Source organism: Singulisphaera sp. GP187, assembly GCF_900129635.1.
GTDB lineage: Bacteria > Planctomycetota > Planctomycetia > Isosphaerales > Isosphaeraceae > Singulisphaera.
This window is the reverse complement of the sequence record NZ_FSRB01000002.1, coordinates 2,051,776-2,073,612: the sequence shown is the minus strand read 5'-3', so window position 1 is coordinate 2,073,612 and position 21,837 is coordinate 2,051,776. Positions and strand designations below refer to the sequence as shown.

The following is a 21,837-nucleotide window of genomic DNA, read 5'->3' as shown; positions in this document are numbered from 1 at the left end:
ACTCGAATGATTGTCAGGTTCGCTCGACATCGTTCGCGGCGGTTCGAGCCCTTGATCCTGAAGGACTGCTTCCCATGTACGCCGAACACACGCTCGCGCAGCCGACGATTCAACGTTATCGCGACTATGCGCGACAGCGGCAGATGACCCTGGGCGATCTGTTGCTCGAGAACCGGATCATCTTTCTCGAGGGCGTCATCAATGACGCCGTCGCGAACTCCGCGGTGATGAAGTTCTTGTTCCTCCAGTTCGAGAACCGGACGCAGGGGATCAGCTTCTACATCAATAGCCCCGGTGGGAGCGTCAGTAGCACGCTCGCTATCTACGACACGATGCAGTTCATTGACTGCCCGGTCGCGACCTATTGCATCGGCATGGCAGCCTCGGGAGCTGCCGTTCTCCTGGCCGGAGGGGCCAAAGGCAGACGCTATGCCTTGCCTCACTCCAAAGTCATGATCCACCAGCCTTACGGCCAGGTGGGTGGGCAGATCTCCGACATCGAGATCCAGGCCCAGGAGATCGTGAACAGTAAGAAGGATATCAACGAGATTCTTGCCAAGCACACCGGTCAGACCTACGAGACGGTCGCGAAGGACACCGAACGCGACCGTTATCTGACCGCGCTGCAGGCCAAGGAATACGGGATGGTGGACGAAGTTGTGGGCCACATTCCCAGTGGCGAGCTGAAGGCGCAAACGCCTCCGGCCGCTAACTCGTGATTACCCCCTGGAAAGAGATGATCACATGCCACTGATTCCGATCGTGATCGAGCGAAGCGGTCGCGAAGAACGGGCGATGGATATTTACTCCCGCCTGCTTCAAGATCGCATCATCATCCTCGGTTCGGCGATTGACGACAATGTGTCGAACCTGATCGTCGCCCAGATGTTGGTCCTGGCGCACCAGGATGCCAAGGCCGACATCCACCTTTATATCAATAGCCCGGGCGGGAGCGTCACCGCCGGCATGGCGATCTACGACACCATGCAGTGGGTGTCCTGCGACGTGGCGACTTACTGCATCGGCCAGTGCGCGAGCATGGGCTCGCTCCTGCTCGCCGCGGGCGCCAAGGGTAAGCGCAACGCCTTGCCGCACGGTCGGATCATGATCCACCAGCCCCTCGCGGGCATGGAAGGAACAGCCACCGACATCCTGATCCACGCCGAAGAATTCCTCAGGATGAAGAAGCAGCTCAACCAGATCTACCAGAAGCACACTGGGCAGACCCTGGAGAAGCTGCAGGAAGATACCGATCGCGACCGATTCATGTCGCCCGAAGAGTCACGTGCTTACGGACTCATCGATAACGTGGTCGATCGTGAGCCGGCGATTCCTCTGAATCCGAACCCGATCCCTTGAAGTTTTCCTGAACTGAACCAGGAATCGTATTGTGAATGGGACGCCTCTTTGAGGCGTCCCATTTTTTTGGTCCCCTGTGATCCTCTCCACCTCCACCTCCACCTCCACCTCCACCTCCACCTCGATCGATACGATTCCCGTCGGATCCTCTCATCCTCCGGGGAGTCGTTCCAGCAAGCCACGCAGCATGGCGAGCGTTTGCGGTTGGGTGAGAAGCCAACCGCCGATGGCCAGGAGCAAGGTCAACGCCGATCCCACGAGGAAGAGTCCGCCAACCTTCGAAGCGGGTGGCACCATCGTCCGTAATCGATCTTCGAGCCGGCCCTCGAGCATCTGGATCATTCGTTCAGGCTCATGACCGTACGCTTCGATCGACGCGGTCATCCAGCGCGATGACGCCTCAACTCGAATTCCCCTCCGCTGGACCGGATCCTCGAAGCCGTGGATCGTCCGAACGAATCGGCCGGCAGCATGGGTGAGAATGTCATCGAGTGCGCGCTCCAAGGTCGCGGCGTCGACGTGATAGACCAACAAACGTCGCCAGGCGCGTCGGGAGACAAGGAGCGCCGCCAGCGTCATCCCCGAGGCGAGCGCCAACCAGTCGAGCGCATTCGGTCTGACGAAGAAGATTTTGGCAAGCGCTTGGCCGATCGGACCGAAAAGCACTAACCCACCCAGACCGAAGGTCAAGAATGCAAAATCGGCGGGGCCCGACACCACCCGCGGGGATCGGCCGCCGTGCCACCTGGCCAAGATGAGTAGATAGAGTGCCAGGAGCCCCACGGAGAAGGCGTAATGCCATTGGGAAAGCATGGCACTCCTCGTCGGACACGGTCATTGGTACCCGATCGAGGCGACTCAGGTCGGATCCGTCCGACCAGCCTCGTTCGACAATTCCTCGAGGATCGGCTCGTTGGCGCCCGGGAACGTCAGCGCAAGGAGAGCACGCGCCTCAACCCAGCGAAATCCGGTCTCGGGCCGCGGCTCGGCAGCGGGATCGGCCGTCGTGCAATCGAAGTAGAAAAGCTCGACCCAGGCATGCGGATAACGGTGAACCAACCGCCGCCGAAGCCGGCCCGCGATCGTCGCGAGGCCGGTCTCTTCGCGGCACTCGCGAACGGTCGCCTGCTCCGGGGTCTCGCCGGGTTCGCACTTGCCACCGGGAAATTCCCAGACGCCCGCCATGGCTGCGCCCGGCGGGCGTTGACGGATCAAGTACCTGCCGTCGCGAGCCATCAGCCCGATTCCCACGACAATCGGTTTCTCAGTCTCGGGTTCGCTGCGAATCATGGATTTATGGTGCACTCAGATCGAAGCGCCCGCTTTGGCCGCCTCAATGGCTCGTCCCGGAGAACCCATGACATTGTAGCCGCAATCGACGTGGAGAATCTCGCCGGTGATCCCGCTCGACAGGTCGGAAAGCAGGAACATGCCCGAGTTCCCCACCTCTTCGCGCGTAATGTTTCGCCCGAGCGGCGAGACCGCTTCGTAGAGGCCGGCAAGCTTATCGGCATCACCCACCGCCGAGGCGGCCAGCGTCTTGACCGGTCCGGCGGAAAGACCGTTCACTCGAATCTTCTTCGGACCCAGGTCGTAAGCAAGGTAGCGGACCGAAGCGTCGAGCGCGGCCTTACAGACCCCCATGAGGTTGTAGCCGGAGACGACCCGTTCGCCCCCGTAATACGTCATGGTCGCAATCGACCCGCCGTTGGGCATGGATTCGGCGGCATGCCGGGCGACGATGGCCAGCGAGTACACGCTGATCTCCATGGCCGTCTTGAACCCTTCGCGGCTCGCGTTCACATAGTTGCACTTGATGTCATCAATCGGCGCGAACGCGATCGAATGCAGCACGAAATCGAGCGCACCGTAAGTCTGGCGGGCTTCTTCGAAAACGCGAGCGACATCCTCATCCTTCTGGACGTCGCACGGCGTGATCAGTTTCGCGCCAATCGGGTCCGCAAGTTTGCGAACGCGTCGCTCCATCTTATCGCCGGGCAAGTGGGTGAAGCCGATCTCCGCCCCTTCGGCCAGCAATTTCTGACTGATCGCCCAGGCGATGCTGAAGTCATTGGCGACTCCCAGCACAAGTCCCTTTTTCCCAGAGAACAAGCCCATCAGCGGGACCCCTTCGCGTGGAATGCGCGTTGTGACAAACGTTTTGAACCGGAGCGATCGCACGTCTAGCGTTGCCCAGGATACACGGAGAAATTCGACCACTCAACCGGACTTTGCCCAGACAAAGCGGTTGGTCGCACGCGATCAAGGCTCGACCTCGGATCCAGGCGCTTCATTTACGGGAAGAACCAGGCCGTTCAACTCCTCGAGCATCATCGAGCGCACTTGCCCGAGCGCCTTCTGGGTCGCGGCCCCGATATTCAGGCTTCGCTTCTTGACGTCGTCGGAAACTTGCCCGAGTCCGATCGATTCCACCAGGTTGAAGAGGCCCTTGACTTGCGGGTCTTCGGCGAGTGGTGCTCCCGCATTGGCCGCAAGCGCATCGGGCCGGACCAGCGCGTTTCGGGATCCGGCGGGGAGCCAGCGCTCGGCCCTTCGGACCCAGAGCGTCGACTGAACTCGAACCGCGGTCAGGTCGGGACTGATCTCCAACTGGGTCACCAGTGCGCCGATCCGTCCTCGGGCCGCGATTTTGCCCAACGCCTCGGCCAGTGGATCGGTCGCGCGATCCTCGAGCAGCCGCGTCAGATCGGAAAGCGCGGAGAGGGCTCCGCCCACCGCGAGTGGTTGCCCAGGTTCGGGCTCCGGCAAGAGAACCGATCCGGTCCGGACAAATTTCAAGCCCGGGTCCGTGGCGACCTCGGTCGCCGCGCGACGGGTTGTCCATTGCGTCTCGGTCTCGACCGGTTCCGGCAGCAGGCGATCCAACGAAACGGGGGCAACTCCCTCCGCGGCGAATCCTCGCCCTTCCAACGACTCCACGAGGCGGTCCAGCGGCATCGTCTCCACTCGGGGAAATCCCGAGCGCCAACCGAGTTGGAGCAATCTCGCCGAGCTCCTGGGACGACGCACCACCGATCGAACCTCGCCTCGGTTCAACTTCACGGACATGAGTGTCGATTCGGAGCTCGGCTTCTGCACGCTGAGACGTGCGACTTCTCGGTCGATCCAGGCCAGGATCGCGTCATCGGCGTTGGCGAACGGGGCTCGGCTTCGTCGCCAGGCCGAGAGCCGGTCCAGCCGTTGTGCGCGGGCGCGACGGAGCGAAGGGGCCTCGACGCTCTTCCAGCGCGCGTACCAATCAGGAAGCTCCGCCTCGGCCCAGGCCCGTCTGATAAGGACCACGAGCGTCCCGCGCGGAGCCGGTTCAACCACCTGACCGTGCAAAACCTGGCCATCCCGGAGCGTAATTTCATCAGCCGCCGTCTCAGGGGGCAGAGGGGCATCGCCCCCGATCGTCAGGATCACAATAATGAGAAGGGGGCCGAGTCCCACGATCACCCTCCAATCCTGGATCGAATCCAGGCGCGATAGGAGCGACGACTGCTGATCCCAATCCACCCTATCATGTGGGGATCGATTTGTCGCACAGGAGAATCGAGCGGTATTCTTGAGTCCGGAAGCAAGTAGGCTCAGCGCCCGGGACGTGAAGGCAGTGAATTAGACCGGAGTGTTCGACGGCATGATCTCGATGGGGCCACTCGGTGATCGGGCATTCCTGGCCCACTTTGCTTCGGAGGACGAGGCATCGGCCTGGACGACCCTGGTTCGTGGCAAGGCATGGCGCGGAATTCTCGACGTTGTGCTCGCCTATCGGACCGCGGCCGTCTTCGCCGATCCTGACCTGGTGGACTTTGACCAACTCGAGGCAGATCTCCGCGCCGTCCCTCCAGCGCCCGGTCCGTCTTCCGCAGGCACTCTGATCCGGCTCCCCGTTCTCTACGATGGCGAAGATCTGCCGGAAGTCGCGCGCCGACTCGGGCTGACGGAACCGGACGTCGTCGCACTTCACTCCGGGACCGACTATCACGTCTATGCAATCGGCTTTCTTCCCGGATTTCCCTATGCAGGGTACTTGCCCACGACGCTGAGCGGTTTGCCACGCCGGGAAGAACCGAGGCAGCAAGTCCCCGCCGGTTCCGTCGCGATCGTGGGTAAGCAAACGGGGGTTTATCCCCATCCCTCGCCCGGTGGCTGGCACTTGATCGGCCGCACGCCGCTCCGAATCGTTGACGTCGATCGGGCTCACTTCCCAATCCGAGCCGGAGACCGGATCCGGTTCGAGCCAATCAACGCTCAGGCCTTTGAGACGCGACGGGGGGAACTCCTTTGAATCATCCCACGGCACGCGCGGTCGACCTGAATGCTGACCTCGGTGAAGGCTTCCCCAACGATCGGGAGCTCCTCGATCTGGTGAGCTCCGCCAGCCTCTGCTGCGGCGCACATGCCGGCAATCGACCGGTGATCCTCGAGACGCTCCACCAGGTGGCCGAGCGCAAGGTGGTCCTCGGCGCTCACCCTGGGTTTGCGGATCGGGACCATTTTGGCCGGCGCGAACTGGCCACCTCCGCGGTTGCGGTCGAGCAACTGGTGCTCACCCAGATTGACGCCTTGGCATTGCTAGCCGCCGAAGTTGGTCTCGTGATTCGCTATGTGAAACCGCACGGAGCCCTCTACAACCAGGCCCAACGACAGGCCGAGGTCGCCGAAGGGGTTCTCTCCGCGATGGCTCGCCTTCAGCTTCCCTTGCTCGGCCAACCCGGGACGATCCTGGAAACTCGGGCTCGAGCCTTGGGCGTAACGTACGTGACCGAAGGGTTCCCGGACCGGCGGTATCGCGACGACGGCCGTCTTGTGCCGCGATCGGAGCCGAACGCGGTCCTCGTCGAGGCCCGCGAAGTCGAGTGCCAAGTCCTCCGGCTGATCGACAGCGGAGTGGCAAGCCTCTGCATTCATGGCGACGATCCACGCGCCTTGGAGAACGCACGGACGATCCGCAACCTCCTCGAGCGGCACTCGATCGTCATGAAGGGCTTCGTCTGACATGGGACTGCTGATCCTCAACCCCGGTCATTTCACCACGATCCAGGATCAGGGGCGGCCGGGGTTCCGGGAGTGGGGCGTTCCCTGCGCCGGAGCGTTTGACCGCGACGCGTTCGCGATCGCCAACGGCCTCCTCGGCAACCCGCCTGACTCCGCAGCGCTCGAGATGACCCTGTTCGGCGGGAACTACGAGGCCCAGATCCCCCTCGCGATCGCCCTGGCCGGCGCACTGATGGAAACGACGCTCATCGATCGCCAGGGCGCGGAGCATCCTCTCCGCATCCCGCTCGCCTGTTCGCTGAAACCAGGAGAACGCCTTCGAATCGGCGGAGCAACCCTCGGCGCACGCACCTACCTGGCCGTGAAAGGAGGTTGGCAATCAAAAATCCAACTCGGAAGCCGTTCGCAAGAACTCCGACTCAGCCCCGGGGCGACCCTCGCGGCGAACCCAGGTTCCACACCAACGCGCCATCCTCGCCTTCCTGCGTGGTTTCACCCGGTTGCGGAACCGATCCGCGTGATCGACGGCCCGGATGCCAATCGCGTCGAGGATCCCGATCCATGGCGGGGCGCGCAGTTCCAGGTCAGTCGCCAGTGCGATCGCATGGGCCTTCGCATAGCGGGAACGCCGCTCATCATGCGTGACGCTCCCGAACCACTCTCCACACCGGTGGCCCCCGGATCGATCCAGGTTGCGGGCGGACAGTTGCTCCTCTTGGGGGTCAATTGTGGCACCATGGGCGGCTACCCGATCGTGGCTCAGGTCATCTCCGCGGACCTCGCGCGGCTCGGTCAACTTCGCGAGGGCGATCGCCTCCGCTTCGAGCGCGTCGACCTCATCACGGCGCGTACACTCGACCGCGAAAACCAGCGAAAAATGAGGGATTTCGTTCAACGACTTGCCACACTCGCCAACGCCTCAGACGGCGATCGACCCGCGCATTGAGCTTGCCCGAATTTGGGAGATCAGGTACACCGACGCGACGTCCCTTTCCATGGCCTCCAAGGAACAATCGGTTCCACGGATCCATCATCTCTCTCGCGGCCGAAGCAGGGGTCGTTCGATGTCCGAAGGCAGCCAAAGGAGGCGGACCGTAGTGGGTCTAGCCTGGATCGCCATCACCGTGGTGCTGACCGCACCCGGGTGTGCGCGGATCCCGGTGCCTCGCGCCAATTCGAATCAGGTCCACCTCCCGAATCCACGCCCGGACTCCCTCCCGGCGCCGGTCCCACTGGTCGCGACGAAATCGACCGCGGCGGCTCCGGAACGGACCGAAGGGGGCGAGAGACTTCCACCGCTTCCGCTCTCCCCTCAGCTCGTCTCGTTGGGCGTGCTGAGCGCGGCGGACGCTCCGACCCCGTGGTTGGACGAAGCCCTCGCCAAGGTGGACGCCGAGGCTGAGCATGTGGGCGTCACCGATGCGAGTTTGAATCGGGAAGCCGAGTCGACGGAGTCCGCGCGGGACGAACCCGCCGTGGCGCCGCGGCTGACTCAAGAATCGGCTCCGCCGTTGGCTCCCGAGCCGCCGGCAGGCCCGGCACCTGATCCCAAACTCATGGCACTTCGCGCCTTGACCGGTTCCCAATCGGCGCCCGGGACCATCAACCCCGAAAAGTCAGTCAAACCGATCGACCCTCGCGAGCTCTGGAGCGAGGGTCTGGCGCGGCTCCGAACCATCGCCAGCGAGCAGGCCAAGGCGGCCGGTCCGGGCACCTGGTCTCAGCGGGCCCATCTCTTGGAAGCCATCGCGGAAGAGGACCTCAAGGGGATTGGGAAATCGGAGCCCGCTCGGCCTTGGCGAATGGCGCTGGCCGCGCTCGGCATTCCCCATTCGTCCGCGACCACGGCCACGGATGAGGACGAGCCGCCTCGAGGCGCCGAGATTCGCGCGGCGGTCGTCGCGCTCGAGGGCGAAGCCCCCCTCGAAATCAGTGACTTGAGGCTCTGCCGTAAAGTCAACGGATTCGGAAATTTCGATCCGTTGGATACCGCGGCGTGTAAAGCCGGCCAACCGCTGATCGTCTACTGCGAGATGTCGGGACTGCAATATTCCGCGGCGGGAGAGCAGTTCCACTCCCGACTCTCGTCACGTGTCGAGTTGGTCCCGTCCAGCGGTGGTGACCCCGTCTGGGCACAGTCGCTCGGCTCGGCCGAAGATGTCTGCCGACGTCGCCGCCGCGACTACTACGTGAACTACCGGATCATCTTGGCCGACACGATCCCGCCCGGCGTCTATGAACTTCGCGTGGTTCAAAAGGATGAGATCGCCGGACACTCGACATCCGCCTCCATCCCCTTGACCATTCAGCGCTGAGCTCTGACACTGGAGCAGAGAGACCGGAGTTCCCGACCCAAGGCCGCCGGATGCCTGAGGTCAGCCGGGGCACAATCGGCTTCAATGCCCGGCCTCTTTCAATCGGCTCTCTGAAGTCTCGTCCGATCCATCGTCTCCTGCTCTCCAGGTTGATCGGAACCAGGCCCACTCAGTGCCTTGCGAAACCTGAACACGCGTGGGACAATGAACGCATCCAACCGTGGTGTTTCAAGTTGAGGTGGGGATCGGACTATGTTGAGAATCCTCTCGAGCCTCGGTTTCGTTTGTTTGACACTCGCGACAGTGGCTCTGTCGGAAGAGACGCCCCAACGGCCCGCCTCGCTGGGAGCGGACGTCGTGAGCGGTGGAGCGCTGTCGAGCCGGCAGCCGCCCACTACGCCTCAAATCATTCGGATCGCGCAGAAGACACGCGGCAAGAAGAAGATGGAAAAGGGGAAGGGGACAGAGCCGGCCGAGGCCGACGCACCTCCTCCCGCCACCGAAAAGGCTGCGAACCCTGAGCCGGACGGGCTGAAATTCTCGCGAGACATCGCACCGATCCTCGTCGGCAACTGCATCGGTTGCCACAACGAGAAGGCGATGGCGAAGAACGGAAAGCTTGACCTGACCAGCTTCGAAAAGATCAAGAAGGGGGGAGCCGGCGGGGCGGGCTTCGTTGCCGGAATGCCCGACGAGAGTCATCTCTACCTCCGGTTGACCGGCGAAGAAACACCGCGGATGCCCCGAGGTGCCAACCGCCAACTCTCCGAGGCCGCGATCGAGAAGGTCGGAGCATGGCTGAAGGCAGGCGCCTTGTTCGATGGCACGGATCCAAAGGCCCCACTGACCTCCTATGCCGCGACCCCCGAGCAACTTCGCACCGCCGAGCTCGCCAAGCTCTCGGTGGCGGAACGCGACAAGCTGGTCGAGACCAAGGGCCTGGAACGCTGGAAGAAGGGGAATGCCAAGGACACGCCGCAGGTCACGCCTGGCAAGAATTTCATGTTGTTCGGCGTTCTGCCCAAGGATCGAATCCAGTCCACGTTGAAACTCGCCGACGCGCAGTACCCGAAGATCGTCGGATTGATTTCGGATTCGGGATCGAATGAGCCCGTCGAGAAAATCGGCCTCTACGTGTTCAACGAGCGGAGTCACTTCGTCGAATTCGTCCGCAGCAACGAGAATCGTGAAGTCGACAAGCTCGAGGAGGGAACGGCGAGCTTGAACGAGGCCGAGCCTTATGTCGCGGTCCTCGATCCCTCCGGCGGGCGTGACGAACCGGCGGCTCCGACTCGGCGCCCCAGCCGCTCAAAGAAGAAGAGCCGCGACGAGTCACCGGAAGTGAATCGGACCCTGGGCGGGCTGATTACCGACTCCCTCGCGACGGGCGTCGTCAAGCGTGAAGCGGAGAAAGCGCCGGTCTGGCTGAGTCTCGGTGTTGGCTCGTTCTTCGGGTCACGGGTCGATCCGCGGAGCCCGAACACACAGCGACTTCGCCACGCGGCCTACGAGCAATTCGACCTGGGCTGGACCGACCGGGCGAACGATGCGCTCGGGGGCGAAGGCAAGCCGGAGAGCGTCCGCGCCATCGGGTTCGCGATCATCGAAGCCTTGGCGACGGCACCTCAGACTCGGGCCGCACTCCCGCAGTTCGTGAAGGGCCTGCTTGCAAACCCCGCCAAGCTCGATGATGTCCTCAAAGAGGTTCTGGGCACCGACCGCGCACAATTCCTCGCGGGGACGGGGGAGTTTGTGGCCACTCAATATGGACGATCGCGATGAGTGATCCCTGGATTGAGGATCCCTATTTTATCCCGGCCGGCGCGGGGTCGCGGCATCAGATCTTTCCGGGCGTCGAAATCCGCACGACGCCCGGTGAGCGGATGATGTTGTCGGTCGTCACGTTCGAGCCGGGTTCGGTCGTACTGGACCATTCCCACCCCCACGAGCAGATGGGGATGATGGTTTCCGGCCGCCTCGAATTCACGATCGGCGACGTGACCAGGGTGCTTGGCCCGGGTGATCTTTGGCGGATCCCCGGTGGGATCGTCCATCGGGTGCGGGCGCTGGACGGACCGGCGGTGGCACTCGACGTGTTTCATCCGATCCGCGAGGATTATCTCTGACGAGGGCGCACGAACCCATGGCTCGCGTCGTCGTCCTCGGGTCCAGTAACACCGACATGACCGTGCATCTGCCTCGGCTCCCCGCGGCCGGCGAGACTCTGCTGGGGGGCTCGTTCCTCAGCGGACCGGGGGGCAAGGGGGCGAATCAAGCCGTCGCTGCGCGGCGTGCCGGGTCCGTGGTCGTCTTCCTCTCCGCGGTGGGCGACGATCGGCTCGGTCACGACGCAATCGACCGTTACCGACGTGAAGACATCGACGTTTCCAAAGTGATGATCGTCCCTCACGTTGCTTCCGGCGTGGCCTTAATCTTCGTCAACGATGCGGGAGAGAACATGATCGGCGTGGCGTCCGGGGCCAACGCGCACCTGGACCCCGCGGCCATCGATCGCTTGCCTGACTCGGTCTTCGATCAAGGCGGAGTGTTGCTCGCGGGACTCGAGGTTCGGCTCGAGACGGTCGCCCACGCCGTGCGCCGCGCCCATCGCGCGGGCCTGCGTGTGATCCTCAACCCCGCTCCCGCCGACCTCCGGTTGCTCGACTCCGAGATTCTCCGGTTCGTCGATATCCTTACTCCCAACCACGTCGAGGTTCAAGCCCTGACGGGTAGACCGAGCCGGGACGATGATCCTGACAGTCTCCGCTTGGCCGCAGAAGAATTGCTTGCGCGGGGAGTCGGCGCGGTGGTCGTGACGAACGGGAAAGCCGGTTGCCTCGTCGTCTCCCGCAACGCCTCGGGAGCGACCTGTCAGGCAATCCCCGCCTTTCCCGTCGAAGTCGTCGACACGGTCGGGGCCGGCGATGCCTTCAACGGAGCGCTCGCGACCGCGATCGCCGAGGGACGGCCCCTCGACGAGTCGGCCGTCTGGGCCGCCGCAGCCGCCGCTCTCGCCGTCACTCAAGCGGGGGCGCAAACCGCCCTCGCCGATCGCACGGCCATCGATCGGTTGGCCGCCACGTATTCCCATCCAGGCCACTCTGGATAAGGATCGGCCTTTGCTGCTTCCGACCGAGCCCAGCCGTTCGGATTTCAGCCAGGCTGAACTCACTCCCTGGCGGCATGACTTCGACCGAAGTGGACGCTCGCCTGGAACCCAAAAGAATCAGCGTCTCCCCATCATCTGAGCCATCCTCCTACGCCGAACCGGAGTCACTCATGCCACGGCAAGCGGATCGCCTCGGTCGGATCAGAGTCTTGGCGTCGACGATTCTCTTGCTCTCGTCCGAAGCGAGCCTCGTCAAGGCTCACGACCGGCCGAGCGGCCCTGCGCAGAAGACGCGTTCGGCCGTGTTTGCTCGCCATGGGATGGCGGCGACCAGCCAACCGCTGGCCACCGCCGCTGCGATCCGGATGCTTCAAGAGGGGGGCAACGCCATCGACGCGGCCATCGCCGCCAATGCGGTGCTTGGCGTGGTCGAGCCGATGTCGTGCGGTCTCGGGGGCGACCTGTTCGCGATCGTCTGGGATGCAAAAACCAAGACGCTTCACGGGCTCAACGCCAGCGGCCGCGCTCCCTATGCCGCGTCGCTGGACTTCTACCAATCCAAAGGCTTGAGCGAGATCCCCGCTCAAGGACCATTGAGCTGGTCGGTTCCCGGGTGCGTCGACGGTTGGGACCAGCTCCGGCAACGGTTCGGCTCCAAGGACTGGACCGAGCTTCTCGCCCCCGCGATTCAATACGCCGAGGACGGTTTCCCCGTCAGCGAGATCATCGCGAACGACTGGCAGTCCGCCGCGGCTTCCCTGGCCAAGATCCCCACCACCGCGGCCACTTTTCTACCGGGTGGCAGGCCCCCGAGGTTGGTGACCTGTTCCGCAACCCGAATCTGGCGACGTCACTCCGCACGATCACACGCGACGGTCGAGACGCGTTCTACCGGGGGTCGCTCAGTGACGCGATCCTGGCCTACTCGAAAGAGGTCGACGGCCTATTCTCCCGCCGGGATTTCGAAGACCACACGAGCACCTGGGTCCAACCGGTCTCGACATCCTATCGCGGTTTCGAGGTCTGGGAGCTCCCTCCCAACGGCCAAGGGATCGCCGCGCTCCAGATGCTCAACCTGCTCGAACCGTACGACCTCAAATCCATGGGTGCGAATTCGGCCGAATCGCTCCACCTCATGATTGAAGCCAAAAAACTCGCGTACGAAGATCGGGCCAAGTACTACACCGACCCCGAATTCGCGAAGGTGCCAGTCGCCGCGCTCATCTCCAAGGAATATGCCGCGACCCGGGCCCCGCTCATCCACCGCGACCGCGCCAATGACCGGCCGATTCCCGGCGAGCCGGCCGCGGCCGACACGATCTATTTGACGGTCGTCGACAAGGACTTCAACGCCGTCAGCCTGATCCAGAGCAATTTCGTCGGCTTCGGATCAAAGCATGTGCCTGGAACCTTGGGTTTTCCGATTCAGAACCGAGGCTGCCTCTTCGCCCTCGACCCCAATCACGCCAACCGGCTCGCCCCTCATAAGCGACCCTTCCACACGATCATCCCAGGATTCGTCACCAAGCAAGGTCAGCCCTGGCTCAGCTTCGGCGTCATGGGGGGCGACATGCAGGCCCAAGGGCACGCGCAAGTGCTTAGCAATATGATCGACCATGGAATGGACGTTCAAGACGCCGGCGACGCCGCGAGGTTCCGCCACTTCGGCTCCTCCGAGCCGACCGGCACTCCGGCCAACGCGGGTGGGTCGGTCGCACTCGAGTCCGAGATCGGCCCGGAAGTCCGCCGTGCCCTCGAGGCGAAAGGCCACCGAATCGTCGACTCTCCCGGTGGATTTGGCGGCTACCAGGCGATTCGGATCGATGTCGCCCGCGGCGTGCTGATCGGCGGCTCCGATCCCCGCAAGGATGGATGCGCAAGCGGCTATTGATCGTTCATGAGCCCGCGAGCCGCTCCAGCTCAGCCTCGTCAATCACGGGGATATTCAGGAGGCGGGCTTTCTCGATCTTGCTCCCGGGCTCACTCCCGGCGAGGACATAGCTGGTTGACTTCGACACCGAGCCCGTGACCTTGCCGCCCTGAGCCTTGATGAGCGACTCGGCCTCGGGCCTGGTCCGGTTCGGCAAGGTGCCCGTGATCACGAATGTTTTCCCCGCCAGGGGAAGCCCAGCGCGGCTCGCCGGAGCATACACGACTGGTTCCGGCAAAAGGCCGACCGATGGGAGGGCGTCGAGCAGGCGCTGGTTTTCCGGATCCTGGAAGAACTCGAAAACACTCGCCGCGACCACGGGCCCGATCTCAGGCACGGATTCGAGATCGGCGAGGGGGGCGGTCCGAACGGCTTCGAGCGTCGAAAACCGCTGCGCCAGGATCTCCGCGCTCCGGGTTCCGACATGCCGAATCGTCAGGCCGGTGAGAAACCGATTGAGGGGACGCCGCTTACTCTCCTCCAAGGCGGCCAGCAGGTTCTGAGCCGACTTTTTGCCCATCCGCTCGAGGCCGGCCAGCGTGGCTTCATCCAGTCGGTAGAGGTCAGTCAGGTCGTGAACGAGGCCCCGGTCCACAACCTGCTCGATGAGCTTGCTGCCCAGTCCTTCAATGTCCATCGCATCGCGATGAGCGAACCAGCGAATCCACTCCTTGAGCTGGTCGGGGCACCGCGAGGGCGGATTGGCGCAGTGGAAGTCCACCTCGCCGGCGGATCGCTCGACGGGTCCGTCGCAGCTTGGGCAGCGGCTAGGGAAAACGAACGGAGTTTCACTGCCGTCGCGTGCTTCGGCCTCGACGCGAACCACTTGGGGAATGATCTCGCCCGCCTTCTGGATCACGACGGTGTCGCCGACCCGGACATCCTTGCGGAGGATCTCGTCGGCGTTGTGGAGGCTCGCCCGCTTCACGGTCGTGCCGGCGAGCGGGACCGGCGTCAAGTCGGCCACCGGGGTCAGCTTCCCGGTCTTGCCCACCTGGACGGTGATCGCGACGATCTTGGTCACGGCCTGCTCGGCCTCGTACTTGAAGGCAATGACCCACCGGGGGCTCTTGCTTCGCGTTCCCAACCGCGCTCGTTGCCCCAGATCGTCGACCTTGATGACCAGGCCGTCGGTCTGGAAGTCGAGCGTGTTTCGCTGGCTCGACCACCGCTCGGCGTGAGCAATGACCTCGTCGATCGTCTCGTAGGCTGCATTGTGCGTGCTCACAGGGATGCCCCACGAGCCCAGCAGGTTCTGCATCTCACCATACGAGGAGACTTCGATGCCTTCGAATGCGCCGAGGCCGTGCGAGATGAACTTCAGCCGGCGCTGACCGCAGAGCTTGGGGTCGAGCAGTTTCAGCGAGCCAGCGGTGGAGTTCCGCGGGTTCGCGAACGGAGCCTCCTCGCGGGCGAGCCGGAGCTCGTTGAGCCGGACGAGTTCGGAGTTGGTCATGAAGACCTCACCGCGAACCTCGAGCAGGGGAGGGGGGGCGTCGCGCAAGACCAGTGGAATGTTGCGGACGGTCCGTAAATTGGCCGTCACGTTGTCGCCCCGTTCGCCGTCGCCCCGGGTCGCGCCCAGAACGAAGCGTCCGTGCTCATAGCGCAGGGAGACGGCGACGCCATCGACTTTGAGCTCGACGGCGAAACGAACAGTCTCGCCCGGATTCAAGGCCTTGCGGATCCGCATATCCCAATCACGGATCTCGTCGTAATGATACGTATTCTCGATCGAGAGCATCGGGACGGAGTGAGTCACCGTCTCGAACGACGTGAGGGGGGCGCCGCCTACCCGTTGGGTGGGGCTGTCGGGAGTGAGCAGCTCGGGCGCTTCGGCCTCGAGCTGCTCGAGCCGCTTCATCAGGCGGTCGAATTCTCGATCGCTGATGGTTGGCGCGGCGTCTTGGTAATAGCGACGGTTGTGGCCCTCGATCTCCTCGCGGAGTTTCGCCACCTCGCGTTCGATCTCCCGAGACGCCATCAGTCGTTCTCCTTGCCCTGACAAGATTCAACGACCGCTTCGCTGAGCCTTCGAGGGGAACCATTGATCGGTCGCCATCGCGAGCAGGGCGAAGACGAGCATCAGCACAAACTCGACTCCCAGCGCCAGCGGCCCATTTCGATCGAGCCAGGCCGCCAGCGCCAGGGACACCGTCCCGGGCTTGGCGGCCTGCCGAACGCCGTTCGGATTGGCCCCGACATAAGGGCTCACGACGTACGCCAGCGCGGTCAACACAAAGAGCGTGCTCATGACCAGCAGAACGACGTAGAACGGGTTCGGGAACAACGGCTTCCGGGGGCGGTCCGCCATCTTGTTGTACGCTCCATCCAACCAACCAACCGACCGGAGGGAGGAAGGTCAGGCTCCTCCGAAGACCCACTGGCTGCCGTCGATCGAGTAGTCGACCACTTCCTCGGGACGGAACCAGAGGGCGATTTCGCGCTGCGCCGATTCCGGGCTATCGCTGCCGTGAATCAGGTTATTCTGCTTGCTGATCGAGAAGTCGCCCCGGACGGTGCCAGGTGCCGCGGCGGCGCCGTTGGTCGCACCCAGCATGCTCCGAACGACCGTGATCGCCTCGTTCCCCTCAAGCACGCCGACGACGACCGGGCCGCCGGTGATGAAGTCGATCAGGCCGTCGAAGAACGGCTTGCCTTGATGCTCGGCATAGTGCTTTTCGCCCAGCGAGCGATCGACCTGCAAGAGTTTCAGGGCGGCGATCCGCAGACCTTTGCTCTCGAACCGCTGGAGAATCTGACCGACGAGCCGTCTCTGGACCGTGTCGGGCTTGAAGATGATCAAGGTGCGCTGCATGGAGAGTCGAACCCCGCGAAGTCGGGTCAAGGATGACCGAAGCCCTTGGCCGGTCTTGGCCTCAGGAAACAAGAGGGGTAGTGTAGCGGCTCAGGTCAACCGGTTCAACGGCAACGCGACCGCGAACGCGTCGGTCTCATTCCTCGGTGAGCCGCCAGGGAAGCTCTTCGAACGACTGGGGATCGAGCCGCCAGATCCGGACCTCGGGCTCGGAATTGAGCAGCGAGACGATGATTCGGGGCACTTCTCCGTAGTAGTTCTCACGGAGGTCGGTCTGGCTCGGGATCGCGGCCCAGCGGGGATGTGAGTGATAGATCGCGAGGATCTCCGCCCCTCGAGCGCGGAGTGAGTTGACCGCTGCGATGAGGTCGCGCGGATCGGCGTCGTACCGGGTCTCGCTGGCCGAGGCGTTGCGGAGGGGATGGAATGAAGAGACCAGGGGGGGGAACCCGCCCAGAATTCCGCAGCACTCCAACGGGGCCTCGCGAACGCAATGTTCGACCATCGCGTCGTGGATCGCGCGCGGAAGCGTGAGGATGCGGGGCGAGTCGCTCATGGTATCTCGTGGGAAAACGTGGGTACAGGTCCGCTCAGACAGCTCAGCTCAACTCATTCGGGGAAGAGGGGGGTCGACAGGTAGCGTTCGCCGAGGTCGGGCAGCAGGACAACGATCAACTTTCCCGCATTCTCGGGGCGTTTGGCGACCTGGATCGCTCCGGCGACCGCCGCACCGCAGGAGATCCCGCAGAGCATCCCCTCCTCGCTCGCCAGGCGGCGGGCGAACTCAAACGCCTCTTCGTCGCGGACCAAGGCGACCTCGTCGATGACCTCGGTGTTGAGGATGTCGGGAATGAAGCCGGCGCCAATTCCCTGGATCTTGTGAGGTCCCGGCTTGAGCGGTTGATGGTTCCGGTGCTGGGTCAGGATCGGCGAGTTCACCGGCTCGACGGCGATGATCTTGACGCTAGGCTTCCGCTGCTTCAAGACCTCGCCGACGCCGGTGATCGTGCCGCCCGTGCCGACGGCGCTGACGAAGAAGTCGACGGCTCCGTCGGTGTCGCGCCAGATCTCCTCCGCCGTGGTCTTGCGGTGAATTTCGGGGTTCGCCGGATTCTTGAACTGTTGCGGCATGTACGATTGCGGGGTGTTCTTGACAATCTCTTCCGCCTTCCGGACCGCGCCCGGCATCCCCTCGGCGGCGGGGGTCAAGACGATTTCGGCCCCGAACGCCTTGAGCAATCGACGCCGCTCCAGGCTCATGCTCTCGGGCATCGTCACCATGAGCCGATAGCCCCGCGCGGCGCAGGCGAAGGCGAGCGCGATTCCGGTATTGCCGCTGGTGGCCTCGACGATCAGGGTGTCCTTCGTAAGCTTGCCCTCGGCCTCCGCGGCGTCGAGCATCGCAGCGCCGATGCGATCTTTCACCGACCAAAGCGGATTGAAGTTTTCAAGCTTTCCGACAACTTGAGCATGACAGCCTTCCGTAACGCGTCTGAGGCGGATCAGCGGGGTATTGCCGATCGTCTGGGTAATATCATCGTAGATCCGGCCTCGAGTTCGCTCGGCGCTCGCCATGTCATCTTCTCCCGAGCAAGGAACTCGCGGGGTCGTCGCCAACCGTTGTGCCACCGACCCCAAGCCAAGCCCTTGCCAATGTTAAACCGTCCCCGGTTCTCGATTTCCGATTCGAGCCAACGCGCAACGGACGGCGGTTTCGGCATCGTATTACACAAGGTGTTGAGGAACAAGACGATCTTAAAAGAGGGTTGCGCAGGCCGTTCCGATCGGTTGCGACTCCACGAAGACGGCTTGGCGTAAGCGGGTGAGGAACCTCGTACAAACAGCAAGCTTACGCTCCCCGCGCGCCATTCAGTCGAGCGAGATCTCTGGGGCTAACGGGGGCGTACCAAATGGCTCATGACGCAGCGGGACGTTTGCGGTCATCCACCGGGCACGATAAGCTTGAGAAGGGGGAACCGTAGGACACCTGATTCGATCCCTGATCCTTGACTTGGTCGAGGATGCCAGGCGGATTGGTCTCTCCAAGCCTCCGGCCTTCTCCGCGACTCGGCCTCGTTTTCGATGGCATGAGGCGGCCGACCATGGAATCCGATACGCCCTACCCTCGAATTCTGATCATTGAGGATCATCAACCAGATCCATCGATTGACCCGCATGCGCTTCAAGGGTTCGAGGTTGAATACGCCCAGTCGGGCGAGGCTGGATTCGCAAAACTGGAACGCGAATCGTTTGACCTGGTGATCCTGAATATCCAGCGATCGGACACGAGCAGTGAGCACGTGCTCACTCGTATTCGTACTGAGCTATGTCTCGACCTGGCCATCGTCGTCGTGACCAGTGCCAGCCGCGAGTGCCTCGCCGTCAATTGGCTCCAGTGCGGCATGAATGACTACCTGACCAAGGAGGAGTTGCACACCGCTCGCGTGGCTGCCACCGTCCGAGGCGCACTCGAACGACGGCGCCTCGAGCACGTTCGACGAGCCGCCGACCAAGAGCTCCGTCGGCGGTCGGAGGAGCTTGAGTCGGCCCGTTGCCAGCTTCGGGACGCTCAGACTCACCTTGTCCAGAGCGAGAAGATGGCCAGTCTGGGCCAACTCGTCGCCGGAGTGGCTCACGAGATCAACAACCCATTGGCCTATGTCTCCAACAACATCGCCGTACTCGACCGCGACGTCCATTGCATAGCCGCGCTCATGACGGAATACCGGAGCGCCTTCGGGGCCTCGCTTCCCGAAGCGATCCGTCAAGCGGAAGAGCGGCTTGACCTCGACTATACCCTGGAGAGTCTCGACCGGCTCTTTTTGAGCACCAAACTCGGGCTTCAGCGCGTTCGCGAGATTGTGGTCGGCCTGCGCGACTTCTCCCGGCTCGACGAGACCGATCGCAAGCTGATCAACCCGAACGATGCCGTTCGATTGACGCTCGAGATCGTTCGCTACCAGGTCCGCCTCAAGGAAATCAACCTCGTGGTCGAACTCGGCGAACTCCCCATGATTTCGTGCTTTGCGGGCAAGATCAATCAGGTCTTGCTTAACATTCTCATGAATGCCATCCAGGCCGTCGACCCCGGCGCAACGATCACGGTTCGGAGTTGGTCGGATCTCGAAAAAAACGAGGTCTATCTTGCCCTCTCGGACGATGGCCCCGGGATCCCCCCGTCGATCCAAGCCAAGATCTTCGATCCCTTCTTCACCACGAAGCCACAGGGACTCGGAACCGGCCTCGGGCTCTGGATCAGCGATAATATCATGAAAGAACACCAAGGACGTATCGAACTGGAAACGGCATCAAATCAGGGCACAACCTTCACCTTGATCTTCCCGATCCGCTGCGCGAACCTTGCGTAGCGTCACCTCGACTTCCCCGTGATTCAGCCATGGTTACGCCCGCGCCCCCGTTGGCAACGGAGCGAACGCCACGTGGACTTGGCTCCAGACCACTCGGCGAGTCCGATGGACGGACGTTTGAGACCGAAGTTCGGCGAGTTGGTATCCGAATCCATTCGTTGAATTGACTTGCGAGGCGGGGCCGCGCCTACTATACTTGGGGCACTGACGTTCGTCGGAGTCATTGCATTCCCGCGAGGGAGGGCCTTGCTGTGAATGAGCTTGAGAAACCGATCGGGCGAGTCTGGCGTCGATTGCGATTTCAGCGATTCCTCTCGGCCCTGGTTTGGTGCTGGGGGGGGACGTTGCTGGTCGTCGCCATCGCGATTGCGGTGGAGAAGTTCGCCGACCGGCCCTTGCCCGGCGCGGATTGGGTGCCGTTTGCGATCGCAGGCGGAGCCGGTCTTGTCCTGGCCGCCCTCATTGCGGGTTTGAGCGGCCCGAGCCGAGTCGACGCCGCGGTCGCGATCGATCGCGTCTTCCAACTCAACGAACGTTTGAGCACCGCGCTCACGCTGCCCGAATCGTTGAGGGCGACCCCCGCGGGGCAAGCCCTCCTGGCCGACACGATCCGACATGTCGGCAATCTCGACATCAACGTCGAGTTTGCTCCGATGCTGCCGCGCACCGCGTGGGTGCCGTTGATTCCCGCGGTCTTGGCCCTGAGCCTCTTGTTCGTGCAGCCGTTACTTCAGAAAACGGCCGCGGCGAAACCGTCGGACTTGATCGAGAAGAAGCTGGTGGTCGATCAGACCAAGGCGTTGGGAAAGAAAATCGCCAGCCAGCGGAAAGAGCTCGAGAAGGGGAAGTTCGCCGAAGCCGACAAACTGCTGGCTGAGATTGAGAAGGCCGCTGAGGATCTCGCCAAAGCTCCCCCCGCCCAGAAGGACAAGGCCCTCGTCGAGCTCAACAAGCTGACCGACGCAGTGAAGGATCGGCAGAAAAAGCTCGGCTCGTCCGAGCAGATCGATCGGCAACTCCAGCAGCTCAAGCAGATGGCCAGCAGCGGACCCGCCGACGATTTTGCGCGTGATCTGGCCAAGGGAGAGTTTCAGAAGGCGGCCGACGAGCTCAAGAAGATTCAGGAGAAACTCAAGTCGGGCAAAATGACCGAAGCCGACAAGAAGGGACTCCAGGAGCAGCTCAAGGAAATGTCCAAGCAGCTCGAGAAGCTTGCCAATCTCGACCAGCGCAAACAACAGCTCGAGGAAGCCCGCAAAAACGGCGGCCTCTCCGAGGGGCAGTTCAAGCAAGAAATGGCCAAGCTCGAAGAGCAGGCCAAGAACTTACAACAACTCCAGAAACTGGCCTCCAAGCTCGGCCAGGCGGGCGAGCAACTTCAAAAGGGGGACGTGGAGAAGGCGGCCGCCGCCATGGGCGTCAGTCAGAAACAGCTCAGTGAGATGGCCAGCCAGCTCCAGGAACTGGAATCGCTCGACGGCGCCTTGGCCGATCTTCAGGAGGCCAAGAACGGGATGGCCGGCGACCAGGCGAATCAGCTGGGCGATAGCCTGTCTAACATGATGGGCATGGGCAGCGGCAATCGTCGTGGGATGGGGCAGGGCTTGGGACGCGGGCGCGGCCAAGGGGATCGGCCCGAGGCGCCTGACGACACCAACACCTACACCGCCCAGGTCAAGCAACAGATGGGTAAGGGGAAGGCGGTTCTCAAAGGTTATGGGCCGACGGGTAACCCGCTCAAGGGACAGAGCGTCATCGACATCCAGGCCGAGATGGCCACGACGGAAGGACTGTCGGCCGAGGCCTTGACGAACCAGAAGGTTCCCAAGAACGTCGAGAAACATATCCGCGGCTATTTCGACCAGATCAACAAGGGCCGTTGATCCGCGGTCGCGGACCGACGGCCCGGGCTTGGGCGATTTCCTGAGCGCGATCGA

At 63.0% G+C, this 21,837-nt stretch carries 20 protein-coding genes and 1 pseudogene; 12 read left to right on the top strand and 9 right to left on the bottom strand.

What is annotated here, in order from left to right:
* Positions 1–74 precede the first annotated feature (74 nt).
* Both BUS42_RS32595 and BUS42_RS32590 read left to right on the top strand, forming a co-directional pair.
* The gene (locus tag BUS42_RS32595; protein ID WP_074314087.1) at positions 75–719 is read left to right on the top strand and encodes a ClpP family protease; all 645 of its coding nucleotides are present in this window, start codon (positions 75–77) and stop codon (positions 717–719) included.
* 25 nt (positions 720–744) lie between these two features.
* On the top strand, positions 745–1,359 hold the full coding sequence (locus BUS42_RS32590; RefSeq protein WP_074314085.1) for an ATP-dependent Clp protease proteolytic subunit: 615 nt from the start codon (positions 745–747) through the stop codon (positions 1,357–1,359).
* 150 nt (positions 1,360–1,509) lie between these two features.
* Here BUS42_RS32590 and BUS42_RS32585 read toward each other — a convergent pair whose 3' ends face one another.
* The 4 genes from BUS42_RS32585 to BUS42_RS32570 all read right to left on the bottom strand — a co-directional run bounded on the left by BUS42_RS32585 (position 1,510) and on the right by BUS42_RS32570 (position 4,812).
* Positions 1,510–2,172, bottom strand: a complete 663-nt coding sequence (locus BUS42_RS32585; RefSeq protein WP_074314083.1) for a hypothetical protein — start codon at positions 2,170–2,172, stop codon at positions 1,510–1,512.
* 45 nt (positions 2,173–2,217) lie between these two features.
* Positions 2,218–2,595 (bottom strand): (deoxy)nucleoside triphosphate pyrophosphohydrolase, encoded by a 378-nt coding sequence (locus tag BUS42_RS32580; RefSeq protein ID WP_254053938.1) that lies wholly within the window; start codon positions 2,593–2,595, stop codon positions 2,218–2,220.
* A gap of 69 nt (positions 2,596–2,664) precedes the next feature.
* Positions 2,665–3,477 (bottom strand): enoyl-ACP reductase FabI, encoded by an 813-nt coding sequence (locus BUS42_RS32575; RefSeq protein WP_074315586.1) that lies wholly within the window; start codon positions 3,475–3,477, stop codon positions 2,665–2,667.
* A gap of 144 nt (positions 3,478–3,621) precedes the next feature.
* On the bottom strand, positions 3,622–4,812 hold the full coding sequence (locus BUS42_RS32570; protein ID WP_254053937.1) for a hypothetical protein: 1,191 nt from the start codon (positions 4,810–4,812) through the stop codon (positions 3,622–3,624).
* A 187-nt stretch (positions 4,813–4,999) separates the two neighbouring features.
* Here BUS42_RS32570 and BUS42_RS32565 point away from each other — a divergent pair, with 187 nt between their 5' ends.
* The 8 genes and pseudogenes from BUS42_RS32565 (at position 5,000) to ggt (ending at position 13,675) form a co-directional block, all read left to right on the top strand.
* Positions 5,000–5,650, top strand: a complete 651-nt coding sequence (locus BUS42_RS32565) for a 5-oxoprolinase subunit B family protein (RefSeq protein WP_074315581.1) — start codon at positions 5,000–5,002, stop codon at positions 5,648–5,650.
* Positions 5,647–6,360, top strand: coding sequence for a 5-oxoprolinase subunit PxpA (locus BUS42_RS32560; protein WP_074314079.1), 714 nt, complete (start codon positions 5,647–5,649; stop codon positions 6,358–6,360). The genes BUS42_RS32565 and BUS42_RS32560 overlap by 4 nt, the downstream gene beginning before the upstream one ends.
* Position 6,361: 1 nt before the next feature.
* Positions 6,362–7,306 (top strand): 5-oxoprolinase subunit C family protein, encoded by a 945-nt coding sequence (locus BUS42_RS32555; RefSeq protein ID WP_074314077.1) that lies wholly within the window; start codon positions 6,362–6,364, stop codon positions 7,304–7,306.
* 151 nt (positions 7,307–7,457) lie between these two features.
* Positions 7,458–8,675: a hypothetical protein gene (locus BUS42_RS32550; RefSeq protein WP_254053936.1), complete on the top strand. Its 1,218-nt coding sequence runs from the start codon at positions 7,458–7,460 to the stop codon at positions 8,673–8,675.
* A gap of 252 nt (positions 8,676–8,927) precedes the next feature.
* Positions 8,928–10,457, top strand: a complete 1,530-nt coding sequence (locus tag BUS42_RS32545; protein ID WP_074314075.1) for a c-type cytochrome domain-containing protein — start codon at positions 8,928–8,930, stop codon at positions 10,455–10,457.
* Positions 10,454–10,801: a cupin domain-containing protein gene (locus tag BUS42_RS32540; protein ID WP_074314073.1), complete on the top strand. Its 348-nt coding sequence runs from the start codon at positions 10,454–10,456 to the stop codon at positions 10,799–10,801. The genes BUS42_RS32545 and BUS42_RS32540 overlap by 4 nt, the downstream gene beginning before the upstream one ends.
* Positions 10,802–10,818: 17 nt before the next feature.
* Positions 10,819–11,784 (top strand): ribokinase, encoded by a 966-nt coding sequence (gene rbsK, locus BUS42_RS32535; protein WP_074314071.1) that lies wholly within the window; start codon positions 10,819–10,821, stop codon positions 11,782–11,784.
* Between the two features lie 170 nt (positions 11,785–11,954).
* Positions 11,955–13,675: pseudogene (gene ggt, locus BUS42_RS32530) on the top strand (gamma-glutamyltransferase).
* A gap of 4 nt (positions 13,676–13,679) precedes the next feature.
* On the opposite strand, the gene ligA reads toward ggt, so the two are convergent.
* The 5 genes from ligA to cysK all read right to left on the bottom strand — a co-directional run bounded on the left by ligA (position 13,680) and on the right by cysK (position 18,107).
* Positions 13,680–15,698, bottom strand: coding sequence for an NAD-dependent DNA ligase LigA (gene ligA / locus BUS42_RS32525; RefSeq protein WP_074314069.1), 2,019 nt, complete (start codon positions 15,696–15,698; stop codon positions 13,680–13,682).
* A gap of 27 nt (positions 15,699–15,725) precedes the next feature.
* Positions 15,726–16,028, bottom strand: coding sequence for a hypothetical protein (locus BUS42_RS32520; protein WP_074314067.1), 303 nt, complete (start codon positions 16,026–16,028; stop codon positions 15,726–15,728).
* 48 nt (positions 16,029–16,076) lie between these two features.
* The gene (gene ndk, locus BUS42_RS32515) at positions 16,077–16,532 is read right to left on the bottom strand and encodes a nucleoside-diphosphate kinase (RefSeq protein ID WP_074315577.1); all 456 of its coding nucleotides are present in this window, start codon (positions 16,530–16,532) and stop codon (positions 16,077–16,079) included.
* A gap of 136 nt (positions 16,533–16,668) precedes the next feature.
* A complete protein-coding gene (locus BUS42_RS32510) occupies positions 16,669–17,088 on the bottom strand; it encodes a M67 family metallopeptidase (protein WP_074314065.1) in 420 nt (139 codons plus the stop codon).
* Positions 17,089–17,141: 53 nt separating this feature from the next.
* A complete protein-coding gene (cysK, locus tag BUS42_RS32505; RefSeq protein ID WP_074314063.1) occupies positions 17,142–18,107 on the bottom strand; it encodes a cysteine synthase A in 966 nt (321 codons plus the stop codon).
* A 527-nt stretch (positions 18,108–18,634) separates the two neighbouring features.
* Here cysK and BUS42_RS32500 point away from each other — a divergent pair.
* Both BUS42_RS32500 and BUS42_RS32495 read left to right on the top strand, forming a co-directional pair.
* Positions 18,635–19,900: a sensor histidine kinase gene (locus BUS42_RS32500; RefSeq protein ID WP_074314061.1), complete on the top strand. Its 1,266-nt coding sequence runs from the start codon at positions 18,635–18,637 to the stop codon at positions 19,898–19,900.
* A 251-nt stretch (positions 19,901–20,151) separates the two neighbouring features.
* Positions 20,152–21,783: a hypothetical protein gene (locus BUS42_RS32495; protein WP_074314059.1), complete on the top strand. Its 1,632-nt coding sequence runs from the start codon at positions 20,152–20,154 to the stop codon at positions 21,781–21,783.
* Positions 21,784–21,837: the final 54 nt, after the last annotated feature.

Excerpts from the sequence above, each read along its gene's own strand:
- BUS42_RS32580 (WP_254053938.1), bottom strand. The coding sequence starts at position 2,595 with ATGGCTCGCGACGGCAGGTACTTGATCCGTCAACGCCCGCCGGGCGCA.
- BUS42_RS32520 (WP_074314067.1), bottom strand. The coding sequence starts at position 16,028 with ATGGCGGACCGCCCCCGGAAGCCGTTGTTCCCGAACCCGTTCTACGTC.
- BUS42_RS32575 (WP_074315586.1), bottom strand. The coding sequence starts at position 3,477 with ATGGGCTTGTTCTCTGGGAAAAAGGGACTTGTGCTGGGAGTCGCCAAT.
- BUS42_RS32510 (WP_074314065.1), bottom strand. The coding sequence starts at position 17,088 with ATGAGCGACTCGCCCCGCATCCTCACGCTTCCGCGCGCGATCCACGAC.
- cysK (WP_074314063.1), bottom strand. The coding sequence starts at position 18,107 with ATGGCGAGCGCCGAGCGAACTCGAGGCCGGATCTACGATGATATTACC.
- rbsK (WP_074314071.1), top strand. The coding sequence starts at position 10,819 with ATGGCTCGCGTCGTCGTCCTCGGGTCCAGTAACACCGACATGACCGTG.
- BUS42_RS32540 (WP_074314073.1), top strand. The coding sequence starts at position 10,454 with ATGAGTGATCCCTGGATTGAGGATCCCTATTTTATCCCGGCCGGCGCG.
- BUS42_RS32585 (WP_074314083.1), bottom strand. The coding sequence starts at position 2,172 with ATGCTTTCCCAATGGCATTACGCCTTCTCCGTGGGGCTCCTGGCACTC.
- BUS42_RS32555 (WP_074314077.1), top strand. The coding sequence starts at position 6,362 with ATGGGACTGCTGATCCTCAACCCCGGTCATTTCACCACGATCCAGGAT.
- ndk (WP_074315577.1), bottom strand. The coding sequence starts at position 16,532 with ATGCAGCGCACCTTGATCATCTTCAAGCCCGACACGGTCCAGAGACGG.
- BUS42_RS32500 (WP_074314061.1), top strand. The coding sequence starts at position 18,635 with ATGGAATCCGATACGCCCTACCCTCGAATTCTGATCATTGAGGATCAT.
- BUS42_RS32545 (WP_074314075.1), top strand. The coding sequence starts at position 8,928 with ATGTTGAGAATCCTCTCGAGCCTCGGTTTCGTTTGTTTGACACTCGCG.
- BUS42_RS32565 (WP_074315581.1), top strand. The coding sequence starts at position 5,000 with ATGATCTCGATGGGGCCACTCGGTGATCGGGCATTCCTGGCCCACTTT.
- BUS42_RS32590 (WP_074314085.1), top strand. The coding sequence starts at position 745 with ATGCCACTGATTCCGATCGTGATCGAGCGAAGCGGTCGCGAAGAACGG.
- ligA (WP_074314069.1), bottom strand. The coding sequence starts at position 15,698 with ATGGCGTCTCGGGAGATCGAACGCGAGGTGGCGAAACTCCGCGAGGAG.
- BUS42_RS32595 (WP_074314087.1), top strand. The coding sequence starts at position 75 with ATGTACGCCGAACACACGCTCGCGCAGCCGACGATTCAACGTTATCGC.